The organism is Kitasatospora sp. NPDC001175, from assembly GCF_053598215.1.
The window spans coordinates 41,287-55,836 of record NZ_JBSFJU010000021.1 but is presented as its reverse complement, the minus strand read 5'-3'; the positions used below and the strand labels follow the sequence as shown (position 1 = coordinate 55,836).

Annotated in this window: 13 protein-coding genes and 1 pseudogene; 10 read left to right on the top strand and 4 right to left on the bottom strand. The window is 71.6% G+C overall.

Translation table 11 applies throughout. From position 1 onward, the window contains the following. The first annotated feature begins 109 nt into the window (after window positions 1-109). Window positions 110-1,639, top strand: coding sequence for an SDR family NAD(P)-dependent oxidoreductase (locus ACWDAK_RS17520; RefSeq protein WP_344639989.1), 1,530 nt, complete (start codon window positions 110-112; stop codon window positions 1,637-1,639). A 65-nt stretch (window positions 1,640-1,704) separates the two neighbouring features. After that, window positions 1,705-2,154: a nucleotide triphosphate diphosphatase NUDT15 gene (locus ACWDAK_RS17515; RefSeq protein WP_427393880.1), complete on the top strand. Its 450-nt coding sequence runs from the start codon at window positions 1,705-1,707 to the stop codon at window positions 2,152-2,154. Between the two features lie 564 nt (window positions 2,155-2,718). Here the strand turns inward: ACWDAK_RS17515 and ACWDAK_RS17510 are convergent. After that, window positions 2,719-2,970, bottom strand: coding sequence for a hypothetical protein (locus ACWDAK_RS17510; RefSeq protein ID WP_344639991.1), 252 nt, complete (start codon window positions 2,968-2,970; stop codon window positions 2,719-2,721). A 211-nt stretch (window positions 2,971-3,181) separates the two neighbouring features. On the opposite strand from ACWDAK_RS17510, the gene ACWDAK_RS17505 reads away from it, so the two are divergent. After that, window positions 3,182-4,981, top strand: coding sequence for an ABC transporter ATP-binding protein (locus ACWDAK_RS17505; protein ID WP_344639992.1), 1,800 nt, complete (start codon window positions 3,182-3,184; stop codon window positions 4,979-4,981). Here the strand turns inward: ACWDAK_RS17505 and ACWDAK_RS17500 are convergent. Next, window positions 4,974-5,942 (bottom strand): hypothetical protein, encoded by a 969-nt coding sequence (locus ACWDAK_RS17500; RefSeq protein ID WP_344639993.1) that lies wholly within the window; start codon window positions 5,940-5,942, stop codon window positions 4,974-4,976. The genes ACWDAK_RS17505 and ACWDAK_RS17500 overlap by 8 nt on opposite strands. 117 nt (window positions 5,943-6,059) lie before the next feature. Beyond that, on the bottom strand, window positions 6,060-6,893 hold the full coding sequence (locus tag ACWDAK_RS17495; RefSeq protein WP_427393881.1) for a DUF4190 domain-containing protein: 834 nt from the start codon (window positions 6,891-6,893) through the stop codon (window positions 6,060-6,062). A 403-nt stretch (window positions 6,894-7,296) separates the two neighbouring features. Between ACWDAK_RS17495 and ACWDAK_RS17490 the strand changes: the two genes are divergently transcribed. The 6 genes and pseudogenes from ACWDAK_RS17490 (at window position 7,297) to ACWDAK_RS17465 (ending at window position 12,116) form a co-directional block, all read left to right on the top strand. Continuing rightward, window positions 7,297-7,545 (top strand): ribosomal protein L7/L12, encoded by a 249-nt coding sequence (locus ACWDAK_RS17490; RefSeq protein ID WP_427393882.1) that lies wholly within the window; start codon window positions 7,297-7,299, stop codon window positions 7,543-7,545. A 200-nt stretch (window positions 7,546-7,745) separates the two neighbouring features. Further along, window positions 7,746-8,160 (top strand): annotated as a pseudogene (locus tag ACWDAK_RS17485) (helix-turn-helix domain-containing protein); the annotation flags it as partial. A gap of 249 nt (window positions 8,161-8,409) precedes the next feature. Continuing rightward, entirely contained in the window at window positions 8,410-10,095 is a 1,686-nt protein-coding gene (locus tag ACWDAK_RS17480) for an MDR family MFS transporter (protein WP_427393883.1), read from the top strand. A gap of 168 nt (window positions 10,096-10,263) precedes the next feature. Next, window positions 10,264-10,890, top strand: a complete 627-nt coding sequence (locus tag ACWDAK_RS17475; RefSeq protein ID WP_427393884.1) for a DsbA family oxidoreductase — start codon at window positions 10,264-10,266, stop codon at window positions 10,888-10,890. Window positions 10,891-10,892: 2 nt separating this feature from the next. Continuing rightward, window positions 10,893-11,426, top strand: a complete 534-nt coding sequence (gene soxR, locus ACWDAK_RS17470; RefSeq protein ID WP_344639998.1) for a redox-sensitive transcriptional activator SoxR — start codon at window positions 10,893-10,895, stop codon at window positions 11,424-11,426. Between the two features lie 99 nt (window positions 11,427-11,525). Continuing rightward, window positions 11,526-12,116 carry a hypothetical protein gene (locus ACWDAK_RS17465; protein ID WP_344639999.1) on the top strand — a complete coding sequence of 197 codons (591 nt, stop codon included), beginning with the start codon at window positions 11,526-11,528 and terminating at the stop codon, window positions 12,114-12,116. A gap of 126 nt (window positions 12,117-12,242) precedes the next feature. Here ACWDAK_RS17465 and ACWDAK_RS17460 read toward each other — a convergent pair whose 3' ends face one another. Continuing rightward, complete coding sequence (locus ACWDAK_RS17460; RefSeq protein WP_427393885.1) at window positions 12,243-13,397, bottom strand: TerD family protein; 1,155 nt, start codon at window positions 13,395-13,397, stop codon at window positions 12,243-12,245. A gap of 267 nt (window positions 13,398-13,664) precedes the next feature. Here ACWDAK_RS17460 and ACWDAK_RS17455 point away from each other — a divergent pair, with 267 nt between their 5' ends. Beyond that, complete coding sequence (locus tag ACWDAK_RS17455) at window positions 13,665-14,531, top strand: universal stress protein (protein WP_427393886.1); 867 nt, start codon at window positions 13,665-13,667, stop codon at window positions 14,529-14,531. Window positions 14,532-14,550: the final 19 nt, after the last annotated feature.

The following is a 14,550-nucleotide window of genomic DNA, read 5'->3' as shown; positions in this document are numbered from 1 at the left end:
TCTTTTGCCCATTACATCTCGATCGACTTTCGCCCCTCCGCCGCGCTCTCACGTAGAGTTCGCCGGTACGGCTGATACGGGCAGGACGAGCGGGAAGCAGTAAGCAGGCATGACGGCGGGAGCGGCCAAGCAGGTGGAGCAGCAGGCGGACGAGTGGGCGGCAGGGGCTCCGGGCGAGCAGGAGGAGATCGAGTTCGGTCCCGGCATCGACCCCGAGCGGCTGGAGCTCTGCCTGAGCGTGCTCGCCGAGCTCGACGAGATCCACGTGGACCACCCGGACGCGATCACCGTCCGCAAGGCCGTGGGCGGCATCTTCCGTACGCTCAAGCAGCGCCGCCGCCAGGAGACGCGCGCCCGCAAGACGGCCAACGACCGGAAGGTCACCGCGCTGACCGCGACCGGCGCGCCCGGCCGGATCGACGACGAGACCCGGGGTGTGTTCGGCCTGAGCACGGTCACCACGACGGAGATCGCCGGCATACTCGAGCGCCCGCGCAGCTGCTACATCTGCAAGGAGCGCTATGTCGAGGTCGACGCCTTCTACCACCAGCTCTGCCGCAAGTGCGCCGAGTTCAACCTCTCCCGCCGCAACGCCCGGACCGATCTGACCGGACGCCGGGCCCTGCTCACCGGCGGCCGGGCCAAGATCGGTATGTACATCGCGCTGATGCTGCTCCGCGACGGCGCGCACACCACCATCACCACCCGCTTCCCGAACGACGCGATCCGCCGCTTCAAGTCGATGCCGGACAGCGCGGACTGGCTGCACCGGCTCAAGATCGTCGGGATCGACCTTCGCGACCCGGCCCAAGTGGTGGCGCTCGCCGACGAGGTCGCCGCCGACGGGCCGCTGGACATCCTGATCAACAACGCGGCGCAGACCGTCCGCCGCTCCCCCGGGGCCTACCGCGAGCTGGTGGCGGCCGAGTCCGCGCCGCTCCCGGCCGGCGAACTGCCGTCGTCCACGGTGATCGGCCGCTTCGGCAGCGGCGGCGTCGAGCTGCGCGCCCTGCCCGGCCAGGCCACCACCGGCAGTGAGCGGCTCGCCCCGGAGGACGTCACCGGCCTGGCGCTGGTCAGCGGCTCCGCCTCGCCCGCCCGGATCGAGGCGGGCACCGCGATCGACGCGGGCGGCCTGGTGCCGGACCTCGCGGCCAGCAACAGCTGGATCCAGACGGTCAACGAGGTCGACCCGGTGGAGCTGCTGGAGGTCCAGCTCTGCAACTCCACCGCGCCGTTCATCCTGATCAGCCGACTGCGCCCGGCGATGGCCGCCGCCAGGGCCCGCCGCAAGTACGTGGTGAACGTCTCCGCCATGGAAGGCGTCTTCAGCCGCGGCTACAAGGGAGCCGGCCACCCGCACACCAACATGGCCAAGGCCGCGCTCAACATGCTCACCCGCACCAGCGCGCAGGAGATGCTGGAGACCGACGGCATCCTGATGACCGCCGTCGACACCGGCTGGATCACCGACGAGCGCCCGCACCCGGACAAGATGCGGCTCGCCGACGCCGGCTTCCACGCCCCGCTCGACCTGGTGGACGGCGCGGCCCGGGTCTACGACCCGATCGTCCGCGGCGAGCTCGGCGAGGACCTCTACGGCTGCTTCCTCAAGGACTACGCCAAGGCCGCCTGGTAGACCCACCGCGGCCGGCGTCCCGGCCGCGATCGAAACGGACGATGGACAACCAAGGGGCGGGAACCATGGCAGCACCCGTGCTCGGAGTCGGCGTGATCGTGCCCAGCACGGACGGACGGGTCCTGCTGGGCCGGCGGATCACCGCGGGCGAGCCGCCGACCTGGGGCCTGCCCGGCGGCAAGGTGGACCAGGCCGGGGAGTCCTTCGAGCAGGCCGCCGCCCGGGAGCTCGCCGAGGAGACCGGGATCACCCTGTCGGCCGGGCGGCTGCGGGTGCTGGCCGTACTGCTCGACCACCAACTGGGCCGCCCCCGGCTGACGGCCGCCGTCCTGGCGCCGCCGACCGACGCCCCGGCGGATGTCACCGAGCCGCACGCCTGCGCGGGTTGGGAGCGCTTCCCGCTCGATACGCTGCCCGAGCCGCTCTTCCACCCGTCGGCGCTGGTCCTCGGCAGCTGGCTGCCCGGCTTCGCCGCACCGGCCGGTGGGTTCGGCTATCCGGTCGCCAGTAGCTGACTCCACTATCTGGCGAAACGTCAAATTACCTTGCCATGACGGCATCGGGCGATTCGCCGTGGGCGCGGGCAGCCGGTCGTCCCGCCCTGCCCGCGCCGCTGCCCGTCAACCCCGCCTCCCGGACCCGCGAGTAACCACCGAACCGCCCGCCGCCCGCCGCCCGGCAGACTGCTGCGGGCCGCCCAGCAGGCCGTCGCGACCTTCGTCGTGGAGCCTTTCGCGGCCTGGTTCCGGGCCCGCTTCCCGGATGGGTGCATCGAGAAGTCACCTGTCTTGCCGCACTCCGACCCGAATGCTCAACTGGGTTCTGGCAGGGCGGATCGGACCATTCCGATCCCATCACCCCTCTTCTGGAGATCGAGGCGACTGCGACAGAAGAACTGTGCGCAGCAGTCACGGCAGTATCAGCAGGAGAACCTGCCATTCGAGTCCTCCGAGGGCCGAAGTACCCCGAAAGGGCGGCCACTTGGATGACCGACAACAGGTGCCCGTTTTCGATGGGCGTCACGTCCGCGGCGTGTGATCCGCGCGGCGTCCGGCATTTGGGACCGGGCACCGGCACCGTTAACCCCTTCCGTATCCCAGTGCTACCGGATTCTCCACCGAGCCCTCGGACTCGTGCGGGGACACGGCGGCATGCCGATACGCGGAAAGGAAGTCATCATGAGCGTTTTCAGCAGCTTCGGAGGTCGTGGCCGCGGTGACCGCGGCGAGGGCGGCGAGGGCCGTCGTCGCCGCCACCACCGTCACCACCGCCATCACCACCACCGCCGCCACCGCCGGTGAACCCGGTTCGTGAAGAACGGCGTTGAGCATCGCTCGATCGCAACAGGAGGAAGTCATGAGCGTTTTCAGCAGCTTCGGAAGTCGCGGCCGCGGGAACCGTGGTGAACGTGGCGAGGGCCGCCGTCGTCGCCGCCGTCACGGTCGGCGGCGTCACCACCGCCGGTAGTCCGCGGTACTCGTAGACCGGGGGCCGGCGGGTTCGCCCGCCGGCCCCCACATCCTTGAAGGGCTAGCACTGCGCATGGAGACTGCGACGTTTCCGGATCCGGCGTACTCGGACCCGGTGGCCGAGCCGGACCCGTCAGCCGAGGAGTCCGATCCGAAGGGACCGGTCGCGGCCGCGCCGCCCGTCCGACCGCGGGAGGCGTTCCGGCGCTTCTGGCCGTGGGTCCGCCAGGACCGGCTGTGGCTGCCCGCCGCGATCCTGCTGCTGCTCACCGGCGCGTTCGGCGAGGTGGTGTCGGTCTGGCTGTTCAAGGACCTGATCGACCAAGTCCTGGTACCCCACCGGTTCTCCGCCTTCTGGGCACCGGCCGGCACGATGGCCGCGACCGCCGTGGTCTCGGCGCTGCTGATCTTCGCCGGCAACTACACCATCACCTGGGTGGCCGAGCGTTTCATCCTCCGGCTGCGGACCTCCGTCGTGGCCCACCTGCACGGCCTCCCGCCCGACACCCTGGACCGCCGCCAGCGCGGTGATGTGGTGGCCCGGCTCACCGGGGACATCGCCGCCATCGAACAGCTGGTGGCCACCGGGGTGGTCGAGGCCGGCTCCGCGGTGCTGAGCCTGCTGCTGTTCGGGGCCGCCGCGTTCTACCTGAGCTGGCAGCTCGCGCTGGCCGCGCTGGCCGTGGCCCCGGTCTTCTGGCTGTCCGGACGGTACTTCGGCAACCGCATCCTGATCCGCGAGCGGGAGGCCAGACGCCGCGGCGGCGCGGTCACGGCCGTACTGGAGGAGAGCCTGCGCAACGCCGCCATCGCCGGCACCTGCAACCAGGAGCGCCGCGAGGTCGCGAAGGTCCACCGGACCGGCCGGGCTCTGCTGGAGTCCGAGCTCTCCATCGCCCGGTACGCCGGTCTGTACCCGCCGGTCCTGAACGTCCTGGAGGTCCTCGGCGGCCTGACGGTCGTCGGGATCGGCGCCGTCGAACTCGACCGGGGTGTGCTGAGCCTCGGCGGCCTGCTGGCCTTCGCCGCCTTCATGGCCCAGCTCTTCGAACCGGCCCAGCGGATCTCGGAGCTCTTGCCGGTGGCCGGCGCGGCCGGTGCCGCGGGCGAGCGGGTCCTGGAACTGCTGGACACCCCGTCCCCGGTGGTGGAGCGTCCCCACGCCCACGGCACCGGCCCGGTGGCCGGCCGGGTGAGCTGCGAGGACGTCCGAGTCGGCTACCCCGGCCAGGACGGCCGGCCGGTCCTGGAGAACCTCAGCTTCGACATCGGCCCGGGGACGATCCTCGCGGTCATGGGCCCCAGCGGCTGCGGCAAGTCGACCCTGGCCAAGCTGCTGGTGCGCTTCCTCGACCCGGACTCCGGCACGGTACGCCTCGACCAGCACGACCTCAGGGACCTCAAGCTGGCCTCGCTGCGCCAGGCCGTCACCCTGCTCCCCCAGCAGGCGCCGCTCTTCCACGCCACGATCCGCGACAACATCGCCTACGGCAGACCCTCGGCCTCGCTCGACGAGGTGGTGCAGGCCGCGAAGGACGCGGACGCCCATGAGTTCATCACGGCCCTGAACGAGGGGTACCGGACCGAGATCGGACGGGACGGTTTCCAGCTCTCCGGCGGACAGACCCAGCGGATCGCCATCGCCCGCGCCTTCCTGCGGGCCACGCCGGTACTGATCCTCGACGAGCCGACGACCGGCCTCGACGAGCAGTCCGCAGCGAACGTCATCGCCCCGCTGCGGCGCCTGATGGCCGGGCGGACCACCATCCTGATCACCCACGACCAGAAGCTCGCCCGGACCGCCGACGCCGTCCTGATGCTCGGCGCCGCCGGGAAGCCGGGGCTGCCCGGCAGCGTCCAGCCGGTCAGCTGAGCCACCGGTACGGGGAGGCCGCCGGGCCGGGTCCGGCGGCCTCGTCGCTCCCGGCCTTGTCACTCAGGGCCTTGTCGAGGCTCATCAGGTTGCCCGCCCCGGCACCGTCGAGCCCCGCGTGGCCGGACTCGGTGCCGCCGGGGACGCCCGCGCCCGGCGGCTCCGCCGGCTCCGGGCTCTCCTCCTGGAGCCGGCGCAGCAGGCGGGCGACGGTGTCGGTGCGTTCGCGCAGCGTCTCCACATGGGCGATGCGGTCGTCGGGCCGTTCGGCCGGGCGGACCGGGATGCCGTGCTGTCCGGCGGTGGCGATCAGGCTCTCGCCCGCCTGTCCGACGAGGACCAGGCCGGCCGTGGCGAACAGGCCGCCGTCGAGCGTGCGCGTGCGGCCGAGCAGGCCGCGGTGGACGATCTCGGAGGGGACGGTCAGGGCGTCCAGGCGCTGCTCGACCGCGCCCTGTTCGAGCGCCGCCAGCACGACGGTGGCGACGGCCTCGGCCGCCCTGGTGACGACCCACTTGCGACCGGGAACCGGCGGGAGGAACTCGCGGATGCGGTCGACCTCGTGCTCCAGCGCCGACGTGGTCATCACCTCGAAGGCGCTGCGGGTGCGGATCTCGACGACCTTCCCCCACTCGATCTCCTCGCCGTCGAAGCCCACCCGCTCCGGGCCGAGGTGCACCGCGCCGAACCCGTCCAGCAGGCCGAGGAGCTTGTGCACCACGGCCGGTGTGCGCGGGTGGCGTCCGACGAGCGCGCCCAGTGACAGCTTCCACGGCTCGGTGGCTGGTACCTGCGGCGGGGCGAGGGAGGTGAGTGCGCCGTGCACCCACTGACCGCCCGCCACCGTCCCGCCGGCCACCGTCCGGCCGCCGCGCAGCACCGCCTGCTTTCCGACCTCGCCCAGCTGGGCCGCCGTCCCCACCAGCTTCCCGAGCCCGCCCGGCCAGCCGCCCGTCCCCATCCGCCCCACCACTGTCCGATCCAGCCACGCTTGACGATCCGTGAACATCGACATGCTACGGCTCCGGTGTTCGAGCACGGCTGTCGGCGGCGCTCCCGAAGCGGCGGCTGTCGGCGCCTACACGCCGAGCTTGGCGCTCTCGTCCGTACGGGAGCTCGGCGAGGCACTCGGCGTGGCGCTCGCGGTGGCGTCCGGGGCTCCGTCCTGAGCCGGTCCGTCCCACTCGGCGCGGTCGTACCCGGCGCCCGGGTAGATGGTCAGCCGCAGCTTTCCGGCCCCCTTGGGGGAGACCGAGTACGTGAACTGGCCCTCCGCCCGCTCGCCCGGCTTCAGCGTGCCGGAGAACAGCTTCGTCGGGTGCGCGGTGTCGTAGATGCTGGCGACCTGCGCGCCGTCGGCGTCCTTCACGAACGGCAGTACGCCGACGAGCGGGACCGGCTCGTGGCCGCCGTTGACGATCGTGATCCTCACCTGGATCGCCAGGTCGCCGTCATTGTGGCCGATGGCGTAGCGCCCCGGCTCGAAGGACTCGGGCTTGCCGACGGTGATCCGGAGCCCGTCCTCGTACTCCCAGGTCTCACCGAACGGCACCGGCTCGTCGGCCTTGGGGGCCTGCGGGGCGGCGGAGTCGGCGGGCCCGGTGGAGGAGGCGCTCTTCCTGCGCTCCTCGACGTCGTGGGCGACCTTCTTCACGACGATCACGGTGACGACCAGGCCCACGATCGCCAGCAGCATCGCCACGCCGCCCAGGATGCTCCCGGCGAGGGACATCCCCTTGTTCGTGGCCTGGCCCCGGCGGGCCCGGCCGTGCCCGACCAGACCGAGGATCAGCGCGGCCAGCCCGAGCGCACCCGATATCCAGAACAGGAACGGGACGATCCCGAGGAGCGCACCGATGATGCCGAGCACCAACGCCGCCACCCCCAGGCCGTTCTGGGGCTGCGGCGCCATTGCGTACGGCCCCGGGAAGCCGGGCGGCGGGCCCCACTGGAGTGGTTGCGGAGCGTTCTCGGCCGGCGGCGCCCAGGGGGACGCCGCGGGTGCATGCGTCGGAGCGTTCTCGGGTGGCGGTGCCCACGGGGACGGGGCGGGTGGCGGCTCCGGAGCGTTCTCGGGTGGCGGTGCCCACGGGGATGGGGCGGGTGGCGGCTCGGGGGTGCTCATGCGCTGTCCTTCGGAGTTCGGTGACGGATCACCCTAGCAAGGCGTTTACCCCGCCTTTACGTGCGGTGGAGTCCCCGATCCTCCTTCTCCCGGGGCGATCTGACGCAGGCCCACCACCGCCTTCCGCGGCCGTCCGGTGCCGGCCGGGGTGTTGATCACCGGCCGGAACGCAGCGGCTAGGGTGCTGGACATGGAACCCATGGACGACGCGGCGCTCGCACAGCGGCTGAACACGATCGAGTCGAAACTCGACGCGATCATGACCTATCTCAACCTGACCCACCCCCTGCCGGAGACGGACCCCCGCCGGATGCCCGAGGTACTGGAGCTCGTCCAGGCCGGCAAGAAGATCCAGGCCATCAAGGCCTACCGACAGCGCACCGGTTTCGGCCTGAAGCGAGCCAAGGACGCCATCGACCAGGCGGCCGACGGATTCTGACGTAATGACGTAACGTCAGATCGTCGCGCAGTCAATCGCGTCCGCCGACCCGAGGCACCGCGGCTCCCGGGCCGGTCCAGGCAGCTGCACTGACCACGGAGGTTGATGACAGGGCTCACGGCCGGGTGGTCTTGAAATGTGTGAGGGCCTTCCGGCCAGGCGTGGATTGCGACATCCACCCCAGCGCCGGAAAGGCCCTCATGCCACGCCGTGACGCACCACTGACCGAGACCGGGCGCCTGCGCCTGGCCCCTTCGGGGTCGAGAACGGCTGGCCCCTGCGGCGGGCCGCCGAGCGCTTCCAGGTCTCGCCGACCACGGCCACGCGCTGGGCCGACCGCTACCGCACCCTGGGCGAGGCCGGCATGACCGACCGCTCCTCAAGACCGCACCACAGTCCGCGCCGAACCCCGACCCGCACCGAGCGGCGGATCATCAAGGTCCGCATGCTCCGCCGCTGGGACCAGTCCGCATCGCCCACCTCCTGCGGCTCGACCCGGACACCGTGCACCGCGTCCTCACCCGCTAGCGAATCGTCCGCCTCGCACACCTCGACCGCGCCACCGGCCACTGCATCCGACGCTACGAGCGTTCCGCACCAGGCGAGTTGGTCCACCCGGCAAACACGCCGCGCTTACGGGCAAGCCACCCACCGGCCGCGTCCCCCAACCCCACGGGCAAGAACAGCGGAGAGCCCCGCGAGGGTTACCGAAGGACGGTTGAGCGCTGCCCGGATCCCACTCGAGTCCGCCGCCCGAGAGTCAAGCTTGACCTCTACCGCGCTTGAGGTTTCATGCTTGCCACGTGTCCATGGCCGGACCTGTGAACGCACCGGATCTGCGGCCATTTCAAGGGGAGAGAACTGATGACAGCAACAGCGAACGCGGGCGCCTCCGTGCCGGAATCCGGTACCCCCGCGCTCGACCGACGCAGAATCAGACTGATCGTGCTTGGTCTGCTGCTTGGCTTGTTCATGGCCGCGCTGGACCAGACCATCATCGCCGCCGCGTTGCGCACCATCGCCGACGACCTGCACGGCCTCACCTACCAGGCCTGGGCGAACACCGCGTACATGACCACATCGGTGATCGCCACAGCCCTGTACGGAAAGCTCTCCGACATCTACGGTCGCCGGCCGGTGTACTGCGTCTCCGTGGGCATGTTCATCCTCGGGTCGGTGCTGTGCGGTCTGTCGCAGTCCATGACCGAACTGGCGGTGTTCCGCGGTGTCCAGGGCATCGGCGCGGGCGGCCTGATGAGCCTGGCCTTCGCCATCCTCGCGGACCTCCTGCCGATGGCTCAGCGTGCCCGGTACCAGGCTTGGTTCGGTGCGGTCTTCGGGATCTCCGCCGTGGTCGGCCCGGTCGTCGGCGGCTTCTTCGCCGGACTGAACAGCTTCGCGGGCGCGACCGGTTGGCGCTGGGCCTTCTTCATCAACGTGCCGATCGGCCTCACCGCCATGCTGCTGATCGCCGCCCTGGTGAAGCTGCAGCCCAACCGGTCGAACCACCCGGTGGACCTGGCCGGAACCGCCACCCTCGTCGTCTGCCTGATCCCGCTGCTCTTCGCCGTCGAGCAGGGGCCCAAGTGGGGCTGGACGGCGACCGGCACCCTCGCGCTGTTCGCTGTGGGCACCGTCGCCCTGGTGCTGTTCATCCTGGCGCTGCGGCGGGCCGGGAGCGCCGCCCTGCTCCCTACCCCGATGTTCCGTAACCCGGTGTTCTCGCTCTTCAACGGTGTCAACGTGATGGTGGGCGCGGCCGTGTTCGGCGCGCTGGCCGTGCTCCCGCTCTACCTGCAGATCGTCAAGGGGCTCTCGCCCACCCAGGCAGGTCTCATGATGCTGCCGCAGACTCTCGGTATCGTGCTGGCCGGGCGACTGTGCGGTCCGTACGCCACCAAGAGCGGCCGCTACAAGGTCTTCCTGCTCGGCGGGGTGGCCCTGATGGTGATCGCCGCCTTCTGGTTCGGCGCCTTCGGGGTGAACACGCCGCTCTGGCAGACCGGGATCGCCGCGGGTCTCATGGGCATCGGCATCGGTCTGTGCTGGCAGGTCATGCTGATCGCCATCCAGACCGGCGTGGATCCGCAGTTCATGGGCGCCGGCATGGGCTCGTTCACCTTCTTCCGGCAGATCGGTGGGACGGCGGGCATCGCGGTGTTCCTGTCCGTGTTCTTCGGTTCCGTCGGCGGGAAGGTCGCCGACGCCTACGCCGGCGCCGCGTCCGATCCCGCCTTCCAGAGCGCGGCGAACGACCCGTCGATCGCGGCGCTGCCTGCCAACCAGGTGTTGCTGCAGGGCCGGGGCGGCCACATCCCGCTGGATGACACCTCCTTCCTCAAGCACGCCGATCCACGGTTGGCGCACCCCTTCCTCGAGGGGATGGCGCACGCAATGCAGACCGTGTTCATGGTCAGTGGGAGCCTGCTGTTGCTGGCACTGGTACTGGCCGCGATTCCGAAGGAGATGCGGCGCGGCCCGGCCCAGGCCGGTTTCGGTGGCGCCGCGAAGCGCACCGAGGCAGCCAAGGAGACGGCCAACCAGACCTGACGCCACCTCATCGTCGCCCGATCCGACTACGTCGACGCCAACGCCCCGGCACCCACGCGCAGTCCGTCTCTCGGAACGGCCGTGCGATCCGGCACCGTCCACTCTTGACCTCGACCAATGTCGAGGTTTCATCCTGGGAGACGGATACGTTCCGTTGGAGGAGAAGCAGTGAAGATCGAGATCTGGTCGGACATCATGTGCCCCTGGCGCTACATCGGCAAGCGGCGCCTGGAGACGGCGTTGGCCCGTTTCGAGCACCGAGACCAGGTGGAGGTCGTCTGGCGCAGCTTCGAGCTGCGGCCCGATCAGCCACGGACCCCGGGGCCCACCCTCGGCGAGATGATGCAGCACCGGCTCGGTCTGCAACCCGGCTCGGCGGTCGGACTGTTCGCGGAGATCGAGCGCCTCGCCCAGGAGGAGGGGTTGCACATCGAGCTGACCGGGGTCCAGCCTGTGAACTCCTTCGACGCCCAGCGCCTGGTGCACCTGGCAGCCGACCACGGCCTGGCCTCACAGATGAAGGAGCGGCTGTTCCGGGGCTACCTCGGCGAGCAGCGCAACGTCGCAGACCCCGATGTGCTGCTGGAGCTGGCGCTGGACGTCGGCCTGGACCCGGTGGCTGTGAAGGCCACCCTGGACGGCGACGCGTACGCCGCCGACGTCCGCGGGGATGAGGAGCTCGGGGCACGCCGCGGCGTCACCGGCGTGCCCGGTTTCTTCATCAACGGCGGGCAGGTGTCCTCGGGCGTCCCCTCCACACAGGCGCTGCTCCAGCACCTGATCCAGGCTCGCTGATTATGGGCGGCGAGGGCCGGCCACTCCACCTGGCCAAGGAACTCACCGTCGGCCAGGTGTCTGCCCGCGGCGGCGTGGCCGTCACGGCACTGCACTTCTACGAGTCCAAAGGGCTGATCCGCAGTCGGCGTACGGCCGGCAACCAGCGCCGCTACGCCCGCGACACGCTCCGCCGGGTAGCGCTGATCCGCGCCGCCCAGCGCGTCGGCGTCTCGTTGGGGGCCATCCGGGAGGCACTGGCCCAACTGCCCGAGCGCCGGACGCCGAACCGCGAGGACTGGGCGCAGCTCTCTGAGTCCTGGCGCGCCGACCTGGACGCCAGGATCCATCAACTTGTCGCGCTGCGCGAGGGGTTGACCGACTGCATCGGGTGCGGCTGCCTCTCCATCGCGGCCTGCCCGTTGGCCAACCCGTTCGACGTGCTCGGCCAGGAGGGCCCGGGCCCGCGCAGGCTGGTCCACAACCCCGAGGAACCGGACCCCCAACCCGCGAATGCGGACCCGGGGCCCTGCCACAAGCGCCACGGCACGGGCTGAGCGCGGCCGCGGACACGACAGCGGGTCCTGGCGTCCTGCTCGCCGGGACCCGCCAGCCGCGTCCCCAACCTCACGGGCGAGAACAGCTAGCCTGGCCGGATGTCAGTCCACGGCTTCTCGACCACCGAGTTCCAGTTGGTGCTGCTGCGGCGGATGGCCGACTTCAACCCCGAACTGGTCGAGGAGGCGGTACGCCGGCTCGGCTCGTCGCGGGCCGTGATGCGGGAGGCGAACAAGCGCTGGCAGGCGATGATCCGCTCACCCCGCTTCCCGCACGGGGCGAGCCGGTACCGCGCGGTGCTCGGGCCGCCGCAGGCGGTGCTCCCCCGGCGGATCGGTGACCTGGTCTGCACGGCCCAGCAGTGGGCGCTGCCGCTCTGGCCCGAGCTGCGCTTCGAGATCCTGGTCGGTCCGGCCGACAGCGGCGGCCCGGTCTGGAACGAGTGGCTGGTGCGGGCCACCGACTCGCCGCCGCCCGTACTGCGCACCCTCGCCGATCTGAGGCCGTGGAGCTGCGTCGTCTCGGACGTCGCTGCGGCCTTCCCGCCAGCCGTGCCACGCGAGGGCAGTGCCCCGACCCGGTGGCAGCTCGACTTCACCGCCCCGGGCACGGCCGGTGAACCGCGGGCCTGCACCGCCGACTTCACCTGGGGATTGCTGCAGGAGGTCCGGACCGGCGAGCCCGGTTGAGGCTCTCCCCGGCCCGCCGGTGCCCACGGCAGCGCTGGGCACGCGGGGACGAGCAGGTGCCCGGGACGCGCGGACGCCCGCCCCACAGCCGTGGAGCGGGCGTCCGGACGGTGCGTCGACGACCTGTCAGAAGAAGTCGCCGTCGCCCTCGTAGTAGTTGTTGACGATCACCTCGGGCTCGTCGTCGTCCAGCGCCTCGGCGATCAGCGCACCGCCGATGAGGCCGGCCGCACCGGCACCTATCAGTGCGCCCGTGCCGTACCGCCGCTGCTGGTCCGGCTGGCCGACGCCGGGCTGCACCTGCTGCGGGTAGCCCTGCTGGACCGGCTGCGGGTAGCCGGCCTGCGGGTAGCCGGCCTGCGGGTAACCGGCCTGCGGCGTGTAGAACGGCGGTGGCGTGGTCTGCACCCGCTGGGCACAGGCCGCGCAGGCCTGGATCTGGCGCGGCACACCCCACTGCGGGGACCACAGCACGGGGGCCAGGCCGGCACCGTGGCCGGGGTCGAAGAAGCACGTCACGGAGGAACTCCCTGGGATCTGTTGTGGTGCGAGGGTGGAACCCGGGACAACCACCGGGGCACCGGCGGTCGTCGGTGCCGGCTGGACGGATTCCCGTACCGGCTGCGCGGACTGTGCGGGCACCTGGGCGGCCGGCACGGGCACTTGAGCCGGAGCGGGCCCGCTGCCCTCGGCCGGCTCGGCCTCCTGCAGCACGGTCACGCCGAAGTCCCGTGCGATGCCCGCGAGTCCGGAGGCGTAGCCCTGGCCGACGGCGCGGAACTTCCAGTCGCTCCCGTTGCGGTACAGCTCGCCGAACACCATTGCGGCCTCGGTCGAGGCGTCCTGGCCCAGGTCGTACCGGACCAGCTCGGCGCCGCCGTCCCGGTCGGCCAGCCGGATGTAGGCACCGCGGACCTGCCCGAAGTTCTGGCCGCGCGCCCTGGCCTCGTAGATGGCGACCGGAAAGACGATCTTCTCCACCCCGGCCGGGACCGCGGCGAGGTCGACCTGGATCTGCTCCTTGTCGCCCGCGCCACCCGAGAGGCCGCTGCCCGAGTGCCGGACCGAACCGTCCGGGCTGCTCAGGTTGTTGAAGAAGACGAAGTGCTGCTCCGAGAGGACCTTCCCGGAGCGGTCGCAGAGCAGCGCGCTGGCGTCCAGGTCGTACTCGGCACCCGTGGTGCCGGCCACCTGCCAACCGATCCCCACCAGGATGCCGGTGACACCCGGGGCTTGCCTGCTCAGCGACACGTTCCCACCCTTGACCAGGGTCGCGCCCATCGAGCTTCCTCCGCAGTTGTACTGACTTGCCGTGTTCCTCTGGCCACAACGCGGCGACGCGCCGAACGGTTCCCGTCCCGCGCCGGCCGTACGGCCGGCGGCCGGGCCCCCGTGCCGTCCGGCCCTCGAGGAGCGCCCGCAGCGGCACCCCACAGCACCGCCGCGCGCAGACGGGTCATCCGGCGCTGCCGTCCCGGCCCCGCCGCGCGTAGCGTGCAGACAGGGCCGGGTGAATCCGGCAGCGCCACAGCACCCGGTGGAGGAGCCATGACAGCCCCCAGCGAACGCCGTCCGATCGTGCTGGGCGTCGACGCCCTGGACCGGGGCCCGCTCACGGCGGCCTGGGCGGCCGACGAGGCCGCCCGCCGGCACTTGCCGCTGCGGCTGCTCCATGTCATCGCGCCGCGGTTCAGGGACCCGCGCGGCTACGACGAGTCGTTCCACGCGGAGCTCTGGCGCGCCGGCCACCAGCTGGTCGAGAGGGCCGCCTCCCTCGCTCTGGAGCGCCATCCTGAGCTGGAGGTCTCCACCGACGTCGTGGACGGGAACGCGGGCCATGTGCTGGTCCGGGAGTCGGCGCACGCCGAACTCGTCGTCCTCGGGTCGCGGCGCCTATCCCGGCTGGAGGAGATGCTCAGCGCCCACTCGGTGACCGTGCCGGTGAGCGCCCGGGCCGAATGCCCGGTGGCCGTGGTCCGCGAGGCGGAGCACGTCACCGAGGACCCGCCGTACGTGGTGGTCGGAGTGGACGGCAGCCCCTCCTCCGCCGCCGCGGTGGACTGGGCCTTCGGCCTCGCCGCGCGGCGCGGGGCCGCACTGCGGGCGCTGTGGGTCTGGCACCCGCTGCCGTTCCTCCCCGTCGACGAGGACGCCACCCTCCAGCGGCTGCGCGGGATGCTCTACGAGGCCACGTCCGGGCAGAGCGAGCGGTACCCGGAGGTCGAGCTCCTCCAAGAGGTGGTTCGCGGCCACCCGGTGGAGGAGCTGGGCAGGGCCTCCACCCACGCGCTCGCCCTGGTGGTCGGGCGGCGCGGGCACGGCGGCTTCACCGGCATGTGGCTCGGCTCCGTCCCGCACGGGCTGCTGCACCGCGCCCACTGCCCCGTGATCACCGTGCCGTCCCCGCCCCGGTGACCGCGCCGCCGCGCGCACC

Bases quoted from the DNA above. Each gene is read 5' to 3' on its own strand.
- ACWDAK_RS17460 (WP_427393885.1), bottom strand. From the start codon at position 13,397: ATGGGCGCGACCCTGGTCAAGGGTGGGAACGTGTCGCTGAGCAGGCAA.
- soxR (WP_344639998.1), top strand. From the start codon at position 10,893: ATGGGCGGCGAGGGCCGGCCACTCCACCTGGCCAAGGAACTCACCGTC.
- ACWDAK_RS17520 (WP_344639989.1), top strand. From the start codon at position 110: ATGACGGCGGGAGCGGCCAAGCAGGTGGAGCAGCAGGCGGACGAGTGG.
- ACWDAK_RS17465 (WP_344639999.1), top strand. From the start codon at position 11,526: ATGTCAGTCCACGGCTTCTCGACCACCGAGTTCCAGTTGGTGCTGCTG.
- ACWDAK_RS17480 (WP_427393883.1), top strand. From the start codon at position 8,410: ATGACAGCAACAGCGAACGCGGGCGCCTCCGTGCCGGAATCCGGTACC.
- ACWDAK_RS17495 (WP_427393881.1), bottom strand. From the start codon at position 6,893: ATGGCGCCGCAGCCCCAGAACGGCCTGGGGGTGGCGGCGTTGGTGCTC.
- ACWDAK_RS17515 (WP_427393880.1), top strand. From the start codon at position 1,705: ATGGCAGCACCCGTGCTCGGAGTCGGCGTGATCGTGCCCAGCACGGAC.
- ACWDAK_RS17505 (WP_344639992.1), top strand. From the start codon at position 3,182: ATGGAGACTGCGACGTTTCCGGATCCGGCGTACTCGGACCCGGTGGCC.
- ACWDAK_RS17455 (WP_427393886.1), top strand. From the start codon at position 13,665: ATGACAGCCCCCAGCGAACGCCGTCCGATCGTGCTGGGCGTCGACGCC.
- ACWDAK_RS17500 (WP_344639993.1), bottom strand. From the start codon at position 5,942: ATGGGGACGGGCGGCTGGCCGGGCGGGCTCGGGAAGCTGGTGGGGACG.
- ACWDAK_RS17490 (WP_427393882.1), top strand. From the start codon at position 7,297: ATGGAACCCATGGACGACGCGGCGCTCGCACAGCGGCTGAACACGATC.
- ACWDAK_RS17510 (WP_344639991.1), bottom strand. From the start codon at position 2,970: ATGCTCAACGCCGTTCTTCACGAACCGGGTTCACCGGCGGTGGCGGCG.